Genomic DNA, 22,155 nt, shown 5'->3' with positions numbered 1-22,155 from the left:
ATGAGTGAATTTTCCCAGACAGTCCCCGAACTGGTTGCCTGGGCCAGAAAAAATGACTTTTCCATCTCTCTGCCGGTAGACCGACTTTCGTTCCTGCTGGCGGTAGCCACGCTGAACGGCGAGCGCCTGGACGGGGAGATGAGTGAAGGTGAACTGGTGGATGCGTTCCGCCATGTCAGTGATGCGTTTGAGCAAACCAGCGAAACCATCGGCGTGCGCGCCAACAACGCGATCAACGATATGGTACGTCAACGTCTGCTGAACCGCTTTACCAGCGAGCAAGCGGAAGGCAACGCCATTTATCGCCTGACGCCGCTCGGGATTGGCATTACCGATTATTACATCCGCCAGCGTGAGTTTTCCACGTTGCGCCTTTCCATGCAGCTATCCATTGTCGCGGGTGAACTGAAGCGGGCGGCGGATGCGGCAGATGAGGGCGGCGACGAATTTCACTGGCATCGCAACGTTTATGCGCCGCTGAAATATTCGGTCGCGGAAATTTTCGACAGCATCGACCTGACCCAGCGCATCATGGATGAGCAGCAGCAGCAGGTAAAAGACGACATTGCGCAGTTGCTGAACAAAGACTGGCGCGCGGCGATTTCGAGTTGCGAACTGCTGCTTTCTGAAACATCCGGCACGCTGCGTGAGTTGCAGGATACGCTTGAAGCGGCTGGCGATAAATTACAGGCCAATCTGTTACGCATTCAGGACGCCACGATGGCGCATGACGACCTGCATTTTGTGGATCGTCTGGTGTTCGATCTGCAAAGCAAACTCGACCGCATTATTAGCTGGGGTCAGCAATCCATCGACCTGTGGATTGGCTATGACCGACACGTACACAAATTTATCCGTACTGCGATTGATATGGATAAAAACCGCGTCTTTGCCCAGCGACTGCGCCAGTCCATCCAGAGCTATTTTGATGAGCCGTGGGCGCTGACCTATGCCAATGCCGATCGTCTGCTGGATATGCGCGATGAAGAGATGGCGCTGCGCGATGAAGAGGTGACCGGCGAACTGCCGCCGGATCTGGAATATGAAGAATTTAACGAGATCCGCGAACAACTGGCGGCGATCATCGAAGAACAGCTGGCTATCTATAAATCCAGACAAGCCCCACTGGATCTCGGCCTGGTAGTGCGCGAATATCTGGCGCAATACCCACGAGCGCGTCACTTCGACGTGGCGCGTATTGTTATCGATCAGGCGGTACGTCTTGGCGTAGCGCAAGCAGACTTCACCGGACTGCCAGCCAAATGGCAGCCGATTAATGATTACGGAGCCAAGGTACAGGCGCATGTCATTGACAAATATTGAACAAGTGATGCCGGTTAAGCTGGCGCAGGCGCTGGCAAACCCGTTATTTCCGGCGCTGGATAGCGCATTACGCTCCGGCAGACATATCGGTCTGGATGAGCTGGATAATCATGCCTTCCTGATGGATTTCCAGGAGTATCTGGAAGAGTTTTACAGTCGCTATAACGTCGAACTGATTCGCGCGCCGGAGGGTTTTTTCTACCTGCGCCCGCGTTCCACGACGATTATCCCGCGCTCCGTCTTGTCTGAACTGGACATGATGGTGGGTAAAATCCTCTGTTACCTCTATCTCAGCCCGGAGCGGTTGGCAAATGAGGGGATTTTTACCCAGCAGGAACTGTACGATGAGCTGCTCGCCCTGACAGACGAAGCCAAATTGCTGAAACTGGTCAACAACCGCTCAACGGGGTCTGACGTGGATCGTCAGAAACTACAGGAGAAGGTGCGCTCGTCGTTAAACCGTCTGCGTCGCTTAGGGATGGTGTGGTTTATGGGCCATGACAGCAGCAAATTCCGCATCACGGAATCGGTGTTCCGCTTTGGCGCGGATGTGCGTACCGGTGACGATCCGCGTGAAGCGCAGCGTCGCTTAATCCGCGATGGGGAAGCCATGCCGGTTGAAAATCACCTGCAACTCAACGATGAGACCGAAGAGAATCAGCCGGACAGTGGAGAGGAAGAATAATGATTGAACGCGGTAAATTTCGCTCACTAACGCTGATTAACTGGAACGGCTTTTTTGCCCGCACCTTTGACCTCGATGAGCTGGTCACCACGCTGTCCGGCGGGAACGGCGCCGGTAAATCCACCACGATGGCGGCGTTCGTCACGGCGCTGATCCCGGACTTAACCTTACTGCATTTCCGTAACACCACGGAAGCCGGGGCCACCAGCGGATCGCGCGATAAAGGCCTGCACGGTAAGCTGAAAGCGGGCGTCTGTTATTCCATGCTCGACGTCCTCAATTCCCGCCATCAGCGTGTTGTGGTGGGCGTACGTTTGCAGCAGGTCGCCGGACGCGATCGCAAAGTTGATATCAAACCGTTTGCCATTCAGGGCTTGCCGATGTCGGTGCAGCCGACGCAGCTGGTGACGGAAACGCTGAACGAGCGCCAGGCGCGCGTGTTGACCCTCGCGGAGCTGAAAGAGAAGCTCGATGCGATGGAAGGCGTGCAGTTTAAGCAGTTTAACTCGATCACCGATTATCACTCGCTGATGTTCGATCTGGGCATCATTGCCCGCCGTCTGCGTTCTGCGTCCGATCGCAGCAAGTTCTATCGTCTGATTGAAGCCTCGCTGTACGGCGGGATCTCCAGCGCGATTACCCGTTCCCTGCGTGACTACCTGCTGCCGGAAAATAGCGGCGTGCGTAAAGCGTTCCAGGATATGGAAGCCGCGCTGCGTGAAAACCGTATGACGCTGGAAGCGATCCGCGTAACCCAGTCGGATCGTGACCTGTTCAAGCATTTGATTAGCGAAGCCACTAACTACGTGGCGGCGGACTACATGCGCCACGCCAACGAACGCCGGGTTCATCTGGATAAAGCGCTGGAGTTTCGTCGCGAGCTGTACACATCGCGTAAGCAACTGGCGGCGGAACAGTTCAAACACGTGGATATGGCGCGTGAACTGGGCGAGCACAACGGTGCGGAAGGGGATCTGGAAGCGGATTACCAGGCCGCCAGCGACCACCTGAACCTGGTGCAGACCGCGCTGCGCCAGCAGGAGAAGATCGAGCGCTATGAAGCGGATCTCGATGAGCTGCAAATTCGTCTCGAAGAGCAAAATGAAGTGGTGGCTGAAGCCGCCGACATGCAGGAAGAGAACGAAGCCCGTGCGGAAGCCGCCGAGCTGGAAGTGGATGAACTGAAAAGCCAACTGGCGGACTATCAGCAGGCGCTGGATGTGCAGCAGACGCGCGCGATTCAGTACAACCAAGCGATCCAGGCGCTTGACCGCGCCAAAGCGCTTTGTCATCTGCCTGACCTGACGGCGGACAGCGCCGCAGAATGGCTGGAAACGTTCCAGGCAAAAGAGCAGGAAGCAACGGAAAAACTGCTTTCGCTGGAACAGAAAATGAGCGTGGCGCAAACCGCGCACAGTCAGTTTGAACAGGCATATCAGCTGGTGGCCGCCATTAATGGCCCGCTGGCGCGTAATGAAGCCTGGAGCGTGGCGCGTGACCTGCTGCGCGAAGGCGTGGAACAGCGTCACCTGGCGGAGCAGGTTCAGCCGCTGCGTATGCGTCTGAGTGAACTGGAACAGCGCTTGCGCGAACAGCAGGAAGCTGAACGCCTGCTGGCGGAATTCTGTAAACGTCAGGGCAAACATTTCGACATTGATGAGCTGGAAGCGCTGCACCAGGAGCTGGAAGCCCGCATCGCCGCCCTGTCGGATAGCGTTTCTAACGCCCATGAACAGCGTATGACGCTGCGTCAGGAGCAGGAGCAACTCCAGTCCCGCATTCAGCACTTAATGCAGCGCGCCCCGATCTGGCTGGCGGCGCAAAACAGTCTGAATCAGCTGTGCGAACAGAGCGGCGAAGAGTTTACCTCCAGCCAGGATGTAACCGAGTATCTGCAACAGTTGCTGGAGCGCGAGCGTGAAGCGATTGTAGAGCGTGACGAAGTTGGCGCGCGTAAGAACGCGGTTGACGAAGAGATTGAACGTTTAAGCCAGCCGGGTGGCTCGGAAGACTCGCGTCTGAACGCGCTGGCGGAGCGTTTTGGCGGCGTGTTGCTGTCGGAAATCTATGATGACGTCAGCTTCGAAGACGCGCCGTACTTCTCCGCGCTGTACGGCCCGTCCCGTCATGCTATCGTGGTGCCGGATCTGTCGCTGATCGCCGAACAGCTTGAAGGGCTGACGGATTGCCCGGAAGATCTCTATTTCATCGAAGGGGACCCGCAGTCGTTCGATGACAGCGTCTTCAGCGTTGATGAGCTGGAAAACGCGGTGGTGGTGAAAACCGCCGAGCGTCAGTGGCGTTATTCCCGTTTCCCGACGGTGCCGATCTTTGGTCGCGCCGCGCGTGAAAACCGTATTGAAAGTCTGCATGCTGAGCGCGAAGGGCTGTCTGAACGCTTTGCGACGTTGTCCTTCGACGTGCAGAAAACTCAGCGTCTGCATCAGGCGTTCAGTCGTTTTATCGGCAGCCATCTGGCGGTCGCGTTTGAGGCCGACCCGGAAGCGGAAATTCGCCAATTGAATGGCCGTCGCGTTGAACTGGAACGCGCGCTGGCTACGCATGAAAACGACAACCAGCAGCAGCGTATTCAGTTTGAACAGGCGAAAGAGGGCGTCTCCGCTCTGAACCGCTTACTGCCGCGCCTGAACCTGCTGGCGGACGACACGCTGGCTGACCGCGTAGATGAAATTCAGGAACGTCTGGATGATGCGCAGGAAGCGGCGCGTTTTATACAGCAACACGGTAATCAGTTAGCCAAACTGGAGCCGATCGTCTCGGTTCTGCAAAACGATCCCGAACAGTTTGAGCAACTGAAAGAAGATTACGCATACTCCCAGCAAACGCAGCGGGATGCGCGTCAGCAGGCTTTTGCGCTGACCGAGGTCGTACAGCGTCGGGCGCACTTCAGCTATTCCGACTCGGCCGAAATGCTGAGCGGCAACAGCGATCTGAACGAAAAACTGCGCCAGCGTCTGGAACAGGCGGAAGCCGAGCGTACCCGTGCCCGTGAAGCGTTACGCGGTCATGCCGCGCAACTCAGCCAGTACAATCAGGTTCTGGCCTCACTGAAAAGCTCGTATGACACCAAGAAAGAGCTGCTGGGCGACCTGCAACGTGAATTACAGGATATCGGCGTGCGCGCCGACAGCGGTTCGGAAGAGCGCGCGCGTATCCGCCGTGACGAACTGCATACGCAACTGAGCAATAACCGCTCACGTCGTAACCAGCTGGAAAAAGCGCTGACCTTCTGTGAAGCGGAGATGGATAACCTGACCCGCAGACTGCGCAAACTGGAACGCGATTATCATGAAATGCGCGAGCAGGTGGTCACCGCGAAAGCCGGGTGGTGCGCGGTGATGCGGATGGTGAAAGATAACGGGGTAGAGCGCCGTTTGCATCGTCGCGAGTTGGCTTATCTGTCGGCAGATGAACTTCGCTCCATGTCGGATAAGGCGTTGGGTGCGTTGCGTCTGGCGGTGGCGGATAACGAACACCTGCGTGATGTATTACGTATGTCGGAAGATCCAAAACGACCGGAACGTAAGATCCAGTTCTTCGTGGCGGTTTACCAGCATCTGCGGGAGCGTATTCGCCAGGATATCATCCGTACCGATGACCCGGTTGAGGCCATCGAACAGATGGAAATTGAGTTGAGTCGCCTGACGGAAGAGTTGACCTCCCGCGAACAGAAGCTGGCGATCAGCTCGCGCAGCGTGGCGAACATTATTCGTAAGACGATTCAGCGCGAACAAAACCGTATTCGTATGCTGAACCAGGGGCTGCAAAACGTCTCGTTCGGTCAGGTGAACAGCGTGCGTCTCAACGTTAACGTGCGGGAAACGCATGCGACCTTGCTGGATGTTCTTTCCGAACAGCATGAGCAACATCAGGATCTGTTTAACAGCAACCGCCTGACCTTCTCTGAAGCGCTGGCGAAGCTGTATCAGCGCCTGAATCCGCAGATTGATATGGGGCAGCGTACGCCGCAGACCATTGGCGAGGAGTTGCTGGATTACCGTAACTATCTGGAGATGGAAGTCGAGGTCAACCGTGGTTCAGACGGCTGGCTGCGTGCGGAGTCCGGCGCGCTGTCTACCGGTGAAGCGATTGGTACCGGGATGTCCATTCTGGTGATGGTAGTACAAAGCTGGGAAGACGAAGGCCGCCGCTTGCGCGGAAAAGATATCTCCCCATGCCGCCTGCTGTTCCTTGATGAGGCTGCGCGTCTGGATGCGCGTTCCATCGCGACGCTATTCGAACTGTGCGAACGTCTGCAAATGCAGCTTATCATCGCAGCGCCGGAAAACATCAGCCCTGAGAAAGGCACCACCTATAAGCTGGTGCGTAAGGTTTTCCACAATACCGAACACGTTCATGTGGTCGGACTGCGTGGCTTCGCCCCACAACTGCCGGAGACCCTACCTGGCACTGGCACCGAAGATGCCTCGTCGCAGGCCGCCGGGTAAGTAAGATGAAGACGGCCTTCGCGCCGTCTTTTTTCATCATAAAATCGATCAATAGAAGTCTGAAAAGCACCTTACACCAGGTGCTTTTTCTTTAAACTTCTTTACATTAGGTTAGGCAAAACCTTTTTGATGTTTATATACTGAAGGTAAGCCTGACGAGTAAGCAGGCTTGCTCGTCATACTTCAGAAGGTATTGGCGTTTTCAGGTTTTTACCCAATGTGAGCGGGCAACCTGGCTATTCAAAGTATGATAAAGAAACAGGGGGCAAGGGATGTTGCTTAACAAAATTTGTAGTCGTCGGCTGTCGGCAATCAGTTTATGCCTGGCCGTAACATTTGCTCCACTGTTCAGTGTGCAGGCCGATGAGCCTGAAATGATTCCTGGCGACAGCTCAGCGACCGTCAGCGAACAGCCTACCGCGTTGTCACAGCCGCAAGCGCAATCGCCTGCGACAGCGGTAATGGCGGGGATTCAGCCGCTGCCGGAGGGGATCTCTGCGGAGAAAGCCCGGGCTGAATTACAATCGCAACTTCCTTCTGGTTATACGCCGGTTTATCTGAATCAACTGGAACTGCTGTATGCCGCCCGCGATATGCAACCAATGTGGGAAAATCGCGATGCGGTGAAAGCGTTTCAGCAGCAGCTGGCGGAAGTGGCCATCGCCGGGTTCCAGCCGCAATTTACCACCTGGGTCGCGCTGCTGACCGACCCGTCAGTCACCGGTCTGGCGCGAGATGCTGTTTTATCCGACGCCATAATGGGCTATCTCCATTTCATCGCCAATATTCCCGTAAAAGGGACGCGCTGGCTATACAGCGACAAACCTTATGCGCTGGCAACACCGCCGCTTTCGGTGATCAACCAGTGGCAGGTTGCGCTGGACAACGGTCAGCTGACGACGTTTGTCGCCAGCCTTGCGCCACAGCATCCGCAATACGCCGCGCTGCATGATTCACTGAAAAAGCTGGTTAGCGACGCTCGCCCCTGGCCGCAGTTGACCAGTACCGCGACGTTGCGTCCTGGTCAGTGGAGCAATGATGTGCCTGCGCTGCGTGAGATTTTACAGCGCACCGGTATGCTGGAAGGCGGGCCTAAGATAGCGCTCCCGGGGGATGACGTGGCGGCCGATGTGGTTGTCAGCCCTTCCGCCGTCGCGGTGGAGCCTGCCGCCGTGAAACCTGTTGCCCGGCAATCCACTCAGCGCAGCCAACCCGCTCCGGCAGTCCGTGCGGCTTATGATCGTGAGCTTGTTGATGCGGTGAAACGTTTTCAGACCTGGCAAGGGCTGGGGGCGGATGGCGCTGTCGGCCCGGCGACGCGCGAATGGCTGAATGTGACGCCTGCGCAACGTGCAGGGGTACTGGCGCTGAATATTCAGCGTTTGCGTTTACTGCCAGGAGAATTATCAACGGGCATTATGGTCAATATTCCGGCCTATTCGCTGGTTTATTACCAGAACGGCAACCAGGTGTTGGCTTCCCGGGTGATTGTTGGCCGCCCCGATCGGAAAACGCCAATGATGAGCAGCGCGCTTAATAACGTGGTGGTTAATCCGCCCTGGAATGTGCCGCCAACGCTGGCCCGAAAAGATATTCTGCCCAAAGTCTGGAATGATCCGGGGTATCTGGAACGCCACGGTTATACCGTTATGCGCGGCTGGAACAGCAAAGAGACGATTAACCCGTGGCAGGTGGACTGGTCGACCATTACGCCATCGAACTTGCCGTTCCGCTTCCAGCAGGCGCCGGGCGCGCACAACTCGCTGGGGCGTTACAAATTTAATATGCCAAGTTCAGACGCGATTTATCTGCACGATACGCCGAATCACAATCTGTTCCAGAAAGATACGCGAGCGCTCAGTTCCGGCTGCGTGCGTGTAAATAAGGCCTCTGAGCTGGCAAATATGCTGCTTCAGGATGCAGGCTGGAACGATACGCGGATTTCGGATGCGCTGAAGCAAGGTGATACCCGGTACGTCAACATCCGTCAGAATATTCCGGTGAATCTGTATTACCTGACGGCGTTTGTAGGAGCAGACGGACGCACTCAGTATCGTACAGATATTTACAATTATGATCTGACTGCGCGATCCAGCGCACAAATTGTGTCAAAAGCAGAACAATTAATCAGGTAAATGAAGAAGTTCTGATAAATCTGTTGTCGTAATATTGGTCATCGGCAGGGCTGATTCGCTGCAAGCCCCGCCGTTGCTGGGGATGGGCCACCTTGACGTCGGCTTTTTTGCCAGTTAAGGTGCCCCTCGTGCGCCAGAAGTGCATATTAACGAAAACATTTACCTGTAGACCTGATTATCATGGACAAATTTGACGCTAATCGCCGCAAGTTGCTGGCGTTTGGTGGCGTTGCTCTCGGCGCCGCCATCTTGCCTACGCCAGCATTTGCCACACTCTCCACCCCACGTCCGCGTATTTTGACACTGAACAACCTCCATACCGGAGAGTCAATTAAAGCGGAGTTTTTCGACGGAAGAGCCTATATTCAGGATGAATTAGCAAAACTAAACCATTTTTTCCGTGATTTTCGCGCGAATAAAGTGAAAGCCATCGACCCAGGATTGTTCGACCAGCTCTTCCGCCTGCAAGGCCTTTTAGGCACCCGTAAGCCCGTACAGCTCATCTCGGGTTACCGCTCACTGGATACCAATAACGAACTGCGTGCGCACAGTCGTGGAGTGGCGAAAAAAAGCTACCACACGAAAGGGCAGGCGATGGATTTCCATATTGAAGGCGTTTCATTAAGTAATATTCGCAAAGCTGCGTTATCTATGCGCGCAGGTGGTGTAGGATACTACCCACGCAGTAACTTTGTGCATATTGACACCGGGCCGGCACGGCACTGGTGATCCGCAGACTTAACGAAACAGGAGCAGTATGAACTATCGTATTATTCCGGTCACCGCATTCTCCCAGAACTGTTCATTGATCTGGTGTGAGCAAACCCGTCTGGCCGCGCTGGTCGATCCCGGCGGCGACGCACAGACCATCAAACAGGAAGTGGACGCCAGCGGCGTGACGTTGATGCAGATCCTGCTTACGCACGGTCATCTCGATCATGTTGGCGCGGCGGCGGAACTGGCAAAGCATTATGGCGTGCCAGTGATCGGCCCGGAAAAAGAAGATGAGTTCTGGCTACAGGGTTTACCGGCGCAAAGTCGCATGTTTGGTCTGGAAGAGTGTCAGCCGCTGACGCCTGACCGTTGGCTGAATGAGGGAGATCGTATTAGCGTAGGGAATGTGACTTTACAGGTGTTGCATTGTCCTGGGCATACGCCGGGCCATATCGTCTTCTTTGATGAGTCTTCACGGCTACTGATTTCCGGTGACGTGATCTTCAAAGGCGGCGTTGGGCGCAGCGATTTCCCGCGTGGCGATCACGCTCAACTGATTGATTCGATCAAGCGTAAATTATTGCCGTTGGGCGATGATGTGACGTTTATTTCGGGTCATGGGCCGATGTCGACGCTTGGTCATGAGCGACTGCATAACCCGTTCCTGCAAGATGAAATGCCGGTCTGGTAAATTCTTGTCCGGTCTGCAATGGGAAACCACTGTAGGCCGGGTAAGCGCCAGGCACTACCTGGCGCTATGATACTTACAGTACGGCGACAATGGCTTCGCACAGCGGAGCCATGTTATCCGGCGTCATTCCAGCCACGTTGACGCGACCAGAAGCCACCGCATATACGCCAAACTCTTCACGCAGACGCAGTACCTGCTCTTTCGTCAGGCCGCTGAATGAGAACATGCCATTCTGTTTGGTGATAAAGCTGAAATCGCGATCTGCGCCTTTTTCCTGCAACGTATTAACGAACAACAGACGCATGCGCTGAATACGCTGGCGCATATCGGTCAGTTCCTGTTCCCAGATAGCACGCAGGGCATCGTTGCTCAGGATAGTCGCTACAACGGATGCGCCGTGTGCCGGAGGGTTAGAGTAGTTGGCGCGAATGGCGGATTTCATCTGGCTGAATGCGCGGTCAACGGTTTCCGCATCTGCGGCAACCAGCGTACAGGCACCGACACGCTCGTTATACAGGCCAAAGTTTTTAGAGTAGGAACTGGCGACGATCAGCTCTTTATGCAGCGCTGCGAACGCACGCAGACCTTCCGCATCCTCTTCCAGACCGCGAGCAAAACCCTGATAGGCGAAGTCAAACAGCGGCAGCCAGCCTTTTTCGACAGAAAGCTGAGCCAGCGTTTGCCACTGTTCCAGCGTCGGATCGATACCGGTTGGGTTATGGCAGCAGCCATGGAACAGAACGACGTCACCAGCCTGCGCGTTATTGAGGCTTGCCAGCAAGGCATCGAAATCAAGCGCGTGATTTTCTGCATCGTAATAAGCGTATTCGCACACTTCCAGACCGGCGGAATTAAACACGCCCTTATGGTTTGGCCAGCTTGGATTACTTACCCACACGCGTTTTACCGCCGTATTTTTTGCCAGGAAGTCCGCGGCAACACGGAGCGCGCCAGTACCGCCTGGCGTTTGCGCGGTGCGAGCACGTTTGTCATTGATCAGCGCGCTACCTTTGCCAAACAGTAATTCCTGCGTGCAACGGCCGAATTCTGGAATACCATCAATACCGAGATAGTTTTTGGTGGTTTCATTTTCCAGTAAATACTGTTCGGCTTTTTTAACGCTGGTTAACACCGGCGTTTTGCCTGTCTCATCTTTATAGACACCGATACCAAGGTTAATTTTTCCGGGACGGTCATCGACACGAAACAGATCGGCCAGGCCCAGAATAGGGTCGGCAGGGGCGGCGGTAATGTTCTCAAACATGACGAGGTTCCATTGTGGTTACAGAAGGGAAATCCGTAATCAGGTTAACGGCAGATTTACAAAATGCCAACTGTTAGTGACAAAAAGCCTGAGTGTTTTTTTAAGACGCCAGATTTTGCTGGCAGACATAAAAAAACAGGACCGAAGTCCTGTTTTTTAGGCATTTAACAAAGAGGTCTGCTGATTAGAACTGGTAAACGATACCTACAGCAACCGTGTCGTCAGAGCCTACGCCCAGTTTGTTGTCAGAATCAATCTGGTTGATGATGTAGTCAACATAGGTGGACATGTTTTTGTTGAAGTAGTAAGTCGCGCCAACTTCTACGTAGTTGACCAGATCTTCGCTACCCACGCCTTCAACGTTTTTGGCTTTGGACTTGGTGTAAGCGATGGACGGACGCAGACCGAAGTCGAACTGATACTGAGCAACTAACAGGATGTCCTGAGTTTTGTTGGCGAAGCCGCCGTCGATAGCCGTGGCGTTACGGGTTTCACCGTAGTTGGCTGCCAGGTAGATATTGTTGGCGTCATATTTCAGACCAGTAGCCCACTGCTCAGCGGTTTTACCACGACCAGCAAGGCGAGAATCTTGCTGAGCGTTGGTGCGGTCAGCGGCACCGTAAGCACCAACGATACCAAAGCCTTCGAATTCATAGCTCAGAGATGCACCCCAGCCGTCGCCGTTAGAGCGCTGTACGTCGCTGAAGTTACTGGAATCGTCTGCGTTAACAACGTAGTTGCTTGCGCGCTCGTTTTTGCCCAGATACTGAACGCCGAAGTTCAGGCCGTCAACCAGACCGAAGAAGTTGGAGTTACGGTAGGTTGCCACACCGCCAACACGGCCAACGAAGAAGTTATCGCTGTATGCAGTGTCACCACCAAATTCTGGCAGCATATCGGTGTAGCCCAGTGCATCGTAAACGATACCGTAGTTACGACCGTAGTCCAGAGAACCCGCATCGCCGAGTTTCAGACCCGCGAATGCCAGACGGGTTTTGTTGCCTTTCTGAGAGTCAGAACCACCTTCGGATCTGTTACCGCTGAACTGGTATTCCCACTGGCCGTAACCGGTCAGTTGATCGTTAATCTGGGTTTCACCTTTAAAACCCAGACGTGCATAGGTCTGGTCGCCATCACCGCCGTAGCTGTTTTTGCCGTTGTCTTTAGAGAAGTAGTGCAGACCTACCGCTTTACCGTAGAGGTCCAGTTTATTGCCATCTTTGTTATACACTTCGGCTGCGTTTGCGGCGCCAGCTGCCAGCAGGGCAGGGATTACCACTGCCAGGATATTACGCTTCATCATTATTTATTACCCTCATTGGTTTTTATATGACACCTGCCACTGCCGCCAATAAATTCTGTCAATAAAAATTTACGGAACTATTGATGAGAGTTTGGTGTCTTTATGTGTCTGACAAGCATCTTTCCATTCAAACCACCGTTTCGCTACCGTGAAAGTGCTACAAAGATAAAGAATTAGTTTCAAAAAGAAAAAATATGTAACTAAATGTTTTATTTTTGACGCTTTGTGAACGACTTCAAATTTCAGGCCAATTTCAGCCACCATTTCCCATTTTTATTTCTATTTATATGATTTCCTTATGTTTAATTTTTCTAAACATAGCACTTACTGCAAATGTGATTGAACGAGGGTGTGATTGATAACTTTTTTCAGACGTCTGGAATGCCGTGCGATTGATTAAAAATTATGCTATCAGGTGAGGAAAAACTAATCCGCAATGATCGGAGGGATTATTTTTTGTACTGAGATGTTGCAATGAAATATCAGGTAACAGGAAGGGAGAACTGAGGGGCTTGTTTTTAGATTTGTTTACTTCTTATCCATAAAACTTGACATTCTGAGAGAGAAAAAGGCCAGCAATGCTGGCCTTTTAAAATCAGAAACTGGCGTTACGTGGAGTACGCGGGAACGGAATCACATCACGAACGTTTTGCACGCCGGTGACATAAGCGATCAGACGTTCGAAGCCGAGACCGAAACCTGAATGCGGAACAGTACCGTAGCGGCGCAGATCGCGATACCACCAGTAATCTTCTTTATTCAGGCCCATTTCCGCCATACGGGCATCCAGTACGTCCAGACGCTCTTCACGCTGGGAACCACCAATGATTTCACCAATGCCCGGCGCCAGAACATCCATTGCCGCCACGGTTTTACCGTCTTCGTTAAGGCGCATATAAAACGCTTTAATGTCTTTCGGGTAGTTTTTCACTACCACTGGCGCTTTAAAGTGCTCTTCTGCCAGATAGCGTTCGTGCTCAGAGGAGAGATCCACACCCCAGTAAACCGGGTTTTCGAATTTCCTACCGCAGTTTTCCAGAATTGTGACCGCATCGGTGTAATCAACCTGGGCAAAGTCTGCATCAATAAAACGTTCCAGACGAGAAATTGCATCTTTATCGACACGCTCGGCGAAGAATTTCATATCATCCGCGCGTTCATCCAGTACGGCTTTGAAGACATATTTCAGCATCGCTTCGGCAAGGCCAGCTACGTCATTCAGGTTGGCAAAGGCGACTTCCGGCTCCAGCATCCAGAACTCAGCCAGGTGGCGGCTGGTGTTGGAGTTTTCTGCACGGAATGTAGGGCCAAAGGTATAGATTTTGGACAGGGCGCACGCATAGGTTTCGCCGTTCAACTGGCCGGATACGGTCAGGAAGGACTCTTTACCAAAGAAGTCTTTATCAAAATCGACTTTGCCCTGGTCGTTACGCGGCAGGTTTTCCAGATCCAATGTTGATACACGGAACATTTCACCCGCGCCTTCGGTATCGGAGGCGGTAATCAGCGGCGTCGAAACCCAGAAGAAACCCTGCTCGTCAAAGAAACGGTGCAGCGCTTGTGCCAGCGTATGGCGCACGCGCGCGACTGCGCCAATCATATTGGTGCGCGGACGCAGGTGCGCGACTTCACGCAGATATTCGATACTGTGGCGTTTCGCCGCCATCGGATAGGTATCAGGATCTTCAACCCAACCGGTTACTTCAACCGTGGTGGCCTGAATTTCAAAACTTTGCCCTTGTCCTGGAGACGCAACGACTTTACCCGTGACGATAACCGAGCAGCCGGTTGTCAGACGCAATACGTCTTCATTGTAATTGGGCAGAGAATTATTAATGACAGCCTGTACAGGATCAAAGCAGGAACCGTCATAAACGGCGAGGAAGGAGATGCCAGCTTTTGAATCTCGGCGGGTACGCACCCATCCGCGCACGGTGACTTCGCTGTCAACGGCTACGCGGCCCTGGAGTACGTCGGCTACAGGCACAACGCTCATAATATTCTCTCTGTTAATAGTCGGAAAAAATAAACACTTGTCCACCCTGCTTGGGGGGATACCTATGTTACCTGGCATCTGCAATCAGACAAGCAGAATTCGCAGCTGGAGCGAAAGATTTCGGAAATAAACATGAAAAGGGAAGCAAAGTCGCGATAAGACGCGCTTTCTGTCGACCGGATAGCGGCGCAAGCGCGTTATCCGGCCAACAATGATTAACTGGCTTTCTTTATATGAGGAAGGTCAAAAGCTTTACGTAATGCACGCACAAAAGCTTTGTCATGACAGATTGTTTTCCCCGGGCTGTCTGACAATTTGGCGACCGGTTTGCCGTTACATTCCACCAGCTTGATGACAATATTGAGCGGCTTCACCTGCGGGATATCGCAGGTCAGACGGGTGCCAATACCAAAGCTCAACTGCACGCGTGAAGAGAAGTGACGATAGAGATCGACCGCTTTCTTCAGATCGAGGTTATCTGAGAAGACCAGCGTCTTACTCAGCGGGTCAATGCCCAGCTTCTGGTAATGGGCGATGGCTTTTTCACCCCATTCAACCGGATCGCCAGAATCGTGGCGCAAGCCCTGATAACGCGTGGCAAATTCGGTGCCGAAGTCACGTAAGAAAGCGTCCATCGTGATGCAGTCCGTCAGCGCGATACCGAGCTGGTTAGGGTATTCATTCAGCCAGGCGGCGAGAGCTGCGCGCTGACTGGTTGCCAGATCCGGGCTGATTTGCTGATGCGCCTGGAACCATTCATGCGCCTGTGTGCCCATAGGCGTAAGCGACAGCCGACGGGCGAGATCGTAGTTACTGGTGCCGACAAACCACGGTTCCTGCTGAAGGCGTTTGACGATGGCCTGCTGCACTTCGCGAGAGAAACGGCGACGGGTGCCGAAATCCATCAGATGGAAGCGGGACATATCGAGATCGGCGGTTAATGCAGAGAAATCGACGAGTTTACTTTCCAGCGCATCAAGCGCCTGCGCCACACCCATTTCCGGCGAGCGGTAACGGTGCACCAGTTCGCTGATCACCGCCAACAGCGGGACTTCCCACATGATGACTTCGCGCCACGGACCGGTTAAGCGGATGTTTAGCTTCCCGTTATCGTTGGTCACGCAGACCTGTTCCGGGTTATAGCGGAAGTCACGTAACCAGTTGAGATAATCAGCTTTAAAGAAGGGCAGGCCGGAGAGCCACTGGAACTCGTCCTCCTGAAGTTGCAGGTGTTGCATTGCATTCACCTGCTCGCGAATAGCGTCGGCGTAAATACCGAGCAGGTCGTCACCACGGCAACGAAATTCAGCCGCTACTTGCACATCATAGTAGTGGTGAAAAACGGCTTGCTGCATATGCAACTTATAAGCGTCTGTATCCAGCAACGAGTGCAGAACAGGAGAAGCGAATTGTGTCATAGGTGCGCAGTAGCATCCTCTCACGGGAGCGTTTAGTACAATAAACAACTAAGAAAACCGCTGGAGTATACCTTGTTTAGCGATTTATTGAACCCCGATCACAACATAAGCTGTCTTTGCGGTCGAGTGCATTTCGTGCCGCGTGTTATGAAAATGTAGAACGTATGCTATTAACTCTTTGAATTTAATCACTGTTAGCCCCCGATGCCGCGCCCCGAGGGGCTGGTGGAGACAATGTTCATCCCGCCCCCAATAATCAAATTGATCAGATCGTGAAATATCGACGTGTAAGAATCATCTTATCGTTTATTTTTTCTTCAAAAATCATTCTGCATTACCGGATAACAGGGCGATTCTATGACTTCTGTCCTTGATTTCATCTGAATCCGTCATGTATCATTTTCGCGATAAAGTATCGCAGAGCCTGTTCGAACCCAGGAAAACCCTCTATTACCTGGGCTTATCAATATTGAATCTTTATTCTCAAAGGCTTAAAGGGTATGAAAACGTGCCCGGCTGATGCTTTTATTACCTGATTATTTATGCGCGACTCACCGCTCCGGCGGGTTCATCGTCAGGCAATTTAACCGTGCTCATCTTGTTTGCCTTTGCCTTGATGGGGTTAAAAATAGCCTTTCGGACTTGTTATATTTTATGAGCGCAATGATTATTTGAGATAAAAACGATGAGTGATATTGATTTTGTTGTTTTATGGGTTGATTCAACCGATGTAGCCTGGCAAGAAAAGTTTACTGAGTTCAAAGGAAAAGGTAGCCACGGTGAGAGAGCCGTCCACCCTGCGCGGTTCAGGGATATGGGTATCTTTAAATATTGGTTCAGATGTGTCGAAAAATATGCGCCATGGGTAAGAAAAGTACATTTGGTTACCTGTGGACAAATTCCGTCATGGATCAATGTAGAACATGAAAAATTAAATATTGTCTTTCATGATGAGTTTATTCCGTCTGAATATTTACCAACGTTCAACTCTAATACGATAGAGCTAAATCTTCATCGGATAAAAGATCTCAGTAATAAATTTGTTTTATTTAATGACGATACGTTCATTACCTCTCCTTTGCGGGAAGATTTTTATTTTGATAATGGCTATCCTAATGACTTCCTCATCATAAAAAAACAATCACCTAAAAATAAAGATGAGATCATAATGAGGTCGTCAGAATTTCTTAATGTCAGTGTTTTAAATACGCATATTAATAAAAAAACAATAATCAAAGAAAACAGACGTAAATACTATAGCTTACGTTATAAAAAAGGTCTGTTGAAAAATTTTATGAACCGCCGTGCAAGTTATTTTGAAGGCTTCTACGGTAAGCATCTTCCCCAGCCATTCCTGAAAAGTACATTCACTGAGATATGGCAGGCCGAAGAGGAGTTGTTGAAAAAATCATCAAGCAAAAGGTTCAGAGAGCCATTATGTTTAACGCAGTATTTATTCAGGTACTGGCAACTGGCCCACGGTAACTTTAATCCTAAGAACCCGGAAGGGCGTGGAGTATATTTCAATTTGTCGTCCAGTAACATAAACGAGGCCATCAAGACGCTGTCAAATGGCACCGCGCAGGCCTGTTTTAATGACACTGAAAAGTTACACGATTTTGAAAAGGTAACGACTACGCTAAGAAATGCCTTTGAAATGAGGCTTGGTCATAAATCAAGTTTTGAGATTTAAGCCTGTGGTTCTCATTGTACTGGCGATGTGACGTTTTCATTTGGCTGGTGGGCGCCTGAACGGCCTCCGTGATTTTAAACGTGACGCCTTTATGTTATAAAAATGTAGCAAAAAGAGTGTTTGTGTCTGAAAAGATGAACATTCTGCATAGCGCGATTTCGACAACAGGAATAGACTGGAGTCGGGACTCTACAAAAGATGCTAAAGGTTTTTTATGACACAACAGCCACAAGCCAAATACCGTCACGACTACCGTGCCCCGGATTACCAGATTACTGACATTGATTTGACCTTTGACCTGGATGCTGAGAAAACCGTCGTTACAGCACTGAGTCAGGCTGTCCGTCATGGCGCATCTGATGCGCCCCTTCGCCTGAACGGTGAAGATCTGCGACTGGTATCCCTCCATGTAAACGATGCGCCGTGGACCGACTACAAAGAAGAAGAGGGCGAGCTGGTGATCGGCAGCCTGCCCGAGCGCTTTACTTTGTGCATTGTGAATGAGATCAGCCCGGCGGCGAACACGGCGCTGGAAGGCCTGTACCAGTCAGGCGACGCGCTGTGTACGCAGTGTGAAGCGGAAGGTTTCCGCCACATAACCTGGTATCTTGACCGCCCGGATGTGCTGGCGCGGTTTACCACCAAAATCATCGCCGATAAATCCAGATATCCGTTCCTGCTTTCCAACGGCAACCGTATTGCGCAGGGTGAACTGGATAATGGCCGTCACTGGGTGCAGTGGCAGGACCCGTTCCCGAAACCCTGCTACCTGTTTGCGCTGGTGGCGGGCGATTTCGATGTACTGCGCGATACCTTCATCACGCGTTCTGGCCGGGAGGTGGCGCTGGAACTGTACGTTGATCGCGGCAATCTGGACCGTGCGCCGTGGGCGATGACTTCGCTGAAAAATTCCATGAAATGGGATGAAGAGCGTTTCGGCCTGGAGTATGACCTCGACATCTACATGATCGTGGCGGTGGACTTCTTCAATATGGGCGCGATGGAGAATAAAGGTTTGAACGTCTTTAACTCCAAATATGTGCTGGCCCGCACCGATACGGCGACCGACAAAGATTATCTCGACATTGAGCGCGTTATTGGTCACGAATATTTCCACAACTGGACGGGTAACCGCGTTACCTGTCGCGACTGGTTCCAGTTGAGTCTGAAAGAAGGCCTGACCGTTTTCCGCGACCAGGAATTCAGTTCCGATCTCGGCTCCCGCGCGGTGAACCGCATCAGCAACGTGCGCACCATGCGCGGTCTGCAATTTGCTGAGGACGCGAGCCCAATGGCGCATCCTATCCGCCCGGATAAGGTCATTGAGATGAACAACTTCTACACCCTGACCGTCTACGAGAAGGGCGCGGAAGTGATTCGCATGATCCACACGCTGCTGGGCGAAACGAATTTCCAGAAAGGGATGCAGCTTTATTTTGAGCGTCATGACGGCAGCGCCGCTACCTGTGATGACTTTGTGCAGGCAATGGAGGATGCGTCGAATGTCGATTTGTCTCACTTCCGCCGCTGGTACAGCCAGTCCGGCACGCCGGTTGTCAGCGTACGGGACGACTATAACCCGGAAACGGAACAGTACACGTTGACCATTAGTCAGCGTACGCCTGCGACGGCGGATCAGGCAGAAAAGCAAGCGCTGCATATTCCGTTCGCGATTGAGCTGTACGACAACGAAGGCAACGTTATTCCGTTGCAGAAGGGCGGTCATCCGGTCAATTCCGTGTTGAACGTGACCCAGGCGGAGCAAACCTTTGTCTTTGACAATGTGTATTTCCAGCCGGTGCCAGCACTGCTGTGCGAATTCTCCGCGCCGGTGAAACTGGAGTACAAATGGAGCGATCAGCAACTGACGTTCCTGATGCGTCATTCGCGCAATGACTTCTCACGTTGGGACGCGGCGCAAAGCCTGTTGGCGACGTATATTAAGCTGAACGTTGCGCGCCACCAGCAGGGGCAGCCGCTGTCGCTGCCGGTACATGTGGCGGATGCCTTCCGGGCGGTTCTGCTGGATGAGAAAATCGATCCGGCGTTGGCGGCGGAAATTCTGACGTTGCCTTCGGTGAATGAGATCGCGGAACTGTTCGAGATCATCGATCCGCTGGCGATTGCCGAAGTCCGCGAAGCGTTGACCCGCACGCTGGCGGCGGAACTGGCAGACGAGTTCCTGGCAATCTATAACGCGAATCATCTTGATGAGTACCGCGTTGAACACACCGACATTGGCAAGCGTACGCTACGCAATGCCTGCCTGCGCTTCCTGGCCTTTGGTGAAACCCACCTGGCGGATACGCTGGTGAGCAAGCAGTACCATGAAGCCAATAATATGACCGATGCGCTGGCGGCGCTGTCGGCGGCGGTCGCGGCGCAATTGCCGTGCCGTGACGCGTTGATGCAGGAGTATGATGATAAGTGGCATCAGGACGGACTGGTCATGGATAAATGGTTTATCCTGCAATCCACCAGCCCGGCGGATAACGTGCTGGAAACGGTGCGTGGCCTCCTGAAGCATCGTTCTTTCAGTATGAGCAACCCGAACCGTATTCGTTCGTTGATTGGCGCATTTGCCGGGAGCAATCCGGCGGCGTTTCATGCTGAAGACGGCAGCGGCTATCAGTTCCTGGTCGAAATGCTGACGGACCTCAACAGCCGTAACCCACAGGTGGCATCACGCCTGATTGAACCGCTGATTCGTCTGAAACGTTACGATGCGAAGCGCCAGGAAAAAATGCGCGCCGCGCTGGAGCAACTGAAAGGGCTGGAAAACCTCTCTGGCGATCTGTTCGAGAAGATTACCAAAGCGTTAGCCTGATAATATTGCCGGATGCATCCGGCCTACCATTTACGTGTAGGCCGGATAAGCAACAGCGCCATCCGGCATTTTTTAACCGTGCTTGCGTAGCGGAGACTCATTTTCACCACGTTGCATCACCCGACCCAACACTTCCGCTTCCAGTTCCGCTAAACGTACCGTCCCCAGACGGCGCGGCCTCGCGATATCCACCGTCAAGTCCAGACCAATTTTCCCGTCCTCGATCAACAGAACCCGATCGGCCATCGCCACGGCCTCGCTGACGTCATGCGTGACCAGCAGCACTGTAAAACCGTGCTCTTGCCATAACGAGACGATCAAATCCTGCATCTCCAGCCGGGTCAGGGCATCCAGCGCGCCGAGAGGTTCATCCAGCAGCAATAATCCAGGCCGGTGGATCAGCGCGCGGGCCAGCGCGACACGCTGTTTCTGCCCGCCGGACAGCGCCGCAGGCCACTCCGTCGCCCGGTTTTCGAGACCGACCGCCGCCAGCGCCTGACGCGCCGCATCCCGCCAGCCGCCTTTCAGACCCAATCCAACATTATCGATCACCGACTTCCACGGCAGCAGACGCGCATCCTGGAACATCATACGCGTGTCGTCCTGGATCTCGGCCAGCGGCGTTGTTCCGGCAAGCAATTCGCCAGCCGTAGGGGATTCCAGACCGGCCAGCAGACGCAGCAGCGTACTTTTCCCGCCACCGCTGCGTCCAACCACCGCCACAAATTGCCCGGCGGGAATATGCAGATCCAACTGGTTCAGCACCGTGTTGTCAGCATATTGTTTGGTTACCGCGTTGAGCAGTAGCGGCGTTCCCTGATTAAGACGAGCGGTATTCATACGGTTGCCTCTTTCGTGTAATAAGCAGGATTCCAGCGCAGCCAGACGCGCTCTAACAGCTGCGCGCTGACGTCGGCGAGTTTACCGAGCAGGGCATACAAAATAATCGCGACCACGACGATGTCCGTTTGCAGGAATTCCCTGGCGTTCATCGCCAGATAGCCGATCCCGGCGTTCGCCGAAATGGTTTCCGCCACAATCAGCGTCAGCCACATCAACCCGAGCGCAAAACGGACGCCAACCATAATAGAGGGCAGGGCGCCGGGGAGGATCACATGCACAAACAGCGGGAAGCCGGATAAGCCATAGCTGCGAGCCATCTCCACCAGACCCCGATCGATATTACGAATCCCATGCCAGGTATTGATATAAATTGGAAACAGCGTTCCCAGCGCCACGAGAAAAATCTTCGCGCTTTCATCAATCCCGAACCATAAAATCACCAGCGGGATCAGCGCCAGGTGCGGCACGTTACGCAGCATTTGTACTGAAGTATCCAGCAGACGTTCTCCCCACCGCGACAAACCGCTGATCAGCCCCAGCGTCAGACCGATAGAACCGCCAATTGAAAAGCCGATGAAAGCGCGCCACGAACTAATGGCCAGATGCTGCCAGAGTTCGCCGCTGGCGGAGAGTGTCCAGAATGCCGCGATCACCCCTTCGGGAGAGGGGAGTATGCGGGTTGACAACCAGCCCATCGAAGAGGCTATTTGCCAGACCGCCACGATGCCCACCGGTAAAAACCAGGGGGCAACGCGCAATAACCATTTGTTTGTGGGCGTTGCCATTGGCGTACT

General features: G+C 53.0%; 14 protein-coding genes. 8 read left to right on the top strand and 6 right to left on the bottom strand.

The window, feature by feature from the left end; translation table 11 throughout:
* From mukF to OGX84_RS03470, 6 genes are all read left to right on the top strand, one after another.
* Positions 1-1,323, top strand: coding sequence for a chromosome partition protein MukF (mukF, locus tag OGX84_RS03495; protein ID WP_058668967.1), 1,323 nt, complete (start codon positions 1-3; stop codon positions 1,321-1,323).
* Positions 1,304-2,008 (top strand): chromosome partition protein MukE, encoded by a 705-nt coding sequence (gene mukE, locus OGX84_RS03490; protein ID WP_024130476.1) that lies wholly within the window; start codon positions 1,304-1,306, stop codon positions 2,006-2,008. Before mukF ends, mukE begins: the two co-directional genes overlap by 20 nt.
* Entirely contained in the window at positions 2,008-6,477 is a 4,470-nt protein-coding gene (gene mukB / locus OGX84_RS03485) for a chromosome partition protein MukB (protein ID WP_115609422.1), read from the top strand. Before mukE ends, mukB begins: the two co-directional genes overlap by 1 nt.
* A gap of 272 nt (positions 6,478-6,749) precedes the next feature.
* On the top strand, positions 6,750-8,612 hold the full coding sequence (ldtD, locus tag OGX84_RS03480) for a L,D-transpeptidase (protein WP_049009175.1): 1,863 nt from the start codon (positions 6,750-6,752) through the stop codon (positions 8,610-8,612).
* 180 nt (positions 8,613-8,792) lie between these two features.
* Positions 8,793-9,341 carry a peptidoglycan L,D-endopeptidase MepK gene (gene mepK / locus OGX84_RS03475; RefSeq protein WP_012132998.1) on the top strand — a complete coding sequence of 183 codons (549 nt, stop codon included), beginning with the start codon at positions 8,793-8,795 and terminating at the stop codon, positions 9,339-9,341.
* Positions 9,342-9,369: 28 nt separating this feature from the next.
* The gene (locus OGX84_RS03470; RefSeq protein WP_012132997.1) at positions 9,370-10,017 is read left to right on the top strand and encodes an MBL fold metallo-hydrolase; all 648 of its coding nucleotides are present in this window, start codon (positions 9,370-9,372) and stop codon (positions 10,015-10,017) included.
* Positions 10,018-10,090: 73 nt separating this feature from the next.
* Here OGX84_RS03470 and aspC read toward each other — a convergent pair whose 3' ends face one another.
* The 4 genes from aspC to pncB all read right to left on the bottom strand — a co-directional run bounded on the left by aspC (position 10,091) and on the right by pncB (position 15,998).
* On the bottom strand, positions 10,091-11,281 hold the full coding sequence (gene aspC, locus OGX84_RS03465; protein WP_047457753.1) for an aspartate transaminase: 1,191 nt from the start codon (positions 11,279-11,281) through the stop codon (positions 10,091-10,093).
* 184 nt (positions 11,282-11,465) lie between these two features.
* On the bottom strand, positions 11,466-12,584 hold the full coding sequence (gene ompF, locus OGX84_RS03460; RefSeq protein WP_047457749.1) for a porin OmpF: 1,119 nt from the start codon (positions 12,582-12,584) through the stop codon (positions 11,466-11,468).
* A gap of 595 nt (positions 12,585-13,179) precedes the next feature.
* Entirely contained in the window at positions 13,180-14,580 is a 1,401-nt protein-coding gene (gene asnS / locus OGX84_RS03455; protein WP_024130475.1) for an asparagine--tRNA ligase, read from the bottom strand.
* 215 nt (positions 14,581-14,795) lie between these two features.
* The gene (gene pncB, locus OGX84_RS03450; protein ID WP_112002301.1) at positions 14,796-15,998 is read right to left on the bottom strand and encodes a nicotinate phosphoribosyltransferase; all 1,203 of its coding nucleotides are present in this window, start codon (positions 15,996-15,998) and stop codon (positions 14,796-14,798) included.
* 685 nt (positions 15,999-16,683) lie between these two features.
* On the opposite strand from pncB, the gene OGX84_RS03445 reads away from it, so the two are divergent.
* Together OGX84_RS03445 and pepN are read left to right on the top strand one after the other, a co-directional pair.
* The gene (locus OGX84_RS03445; protein ID WP_012132987.1) at positions 16,684-17,691 is read left to right on the top strand and encodes a stealth family protein; all 1,008 of its coding nucleotides are present in this window, start codon (positions 16,684-16,686) and stop codon (positions 17,689-17,691) included.
* 214 nt (positions 17,692-17,905) lie between these two features.
* Positions 17,906-20,518 carry an aminopeptidase N gene (gene pepN / locus OGX84_RS03440; RefSeq protein ID WP_286457380.1) on the top strand — a complete coding sequence of 871 codons (2,613 nt, stop codon included), beginning with the start codon at positions 17,906-17,908 and terminating at the stop codon, positions 20,516-20,518.
* Positions 20,519-20,590: 72 nt separating this feature from the next.
* On the opposite strand, the gene ssuB is transcribed toward pepN, so the two are convergent.
* Positions 20,591-21,358, bottom strand: coding sequence for an aliphatic sulfonates ABC transporter ATP-binding protein (gene ssuB, locus OGX84_RS03435; RefSeq protein WP_112002299.1), 768 nt, complete (start codon positions 21,356-21,358; stop codon positions 20,591-20,593).
* A complete protein-coding gene (ssuC, locus tag OGX84_RS03430; protein ID WP_012132983.1) occupies positions 21,355-22,146 on the bottom strand; it encodes an aliphatic sulfonate ABC transporter permease SsuC in 792 nt (263 codons plus the stop codon). The genes ssuB and ssuC overlap by 4 nt, the downstream gene beginning before the upstream one ends.
* Positions 22,147-22,155 lie beyond the last annotated feature (9 nt).

This window comes from Citrobacter sp. CK202 (assembly GCF_030333225.1).
In the GTDB taxonomy this organism is placed as follows: Bacteria; Pseudomonadota; Gammaproteobacteria; order Enterobacterales; family Enterobacteriaceae; genus Citrobacter_B; species Citrobacter_B koseri.
The sequence above is the reverse complement of the archived record's forward strand: the minus strand, read 5'-3'. Positions and strand labels throughout refer to the sequence as shown.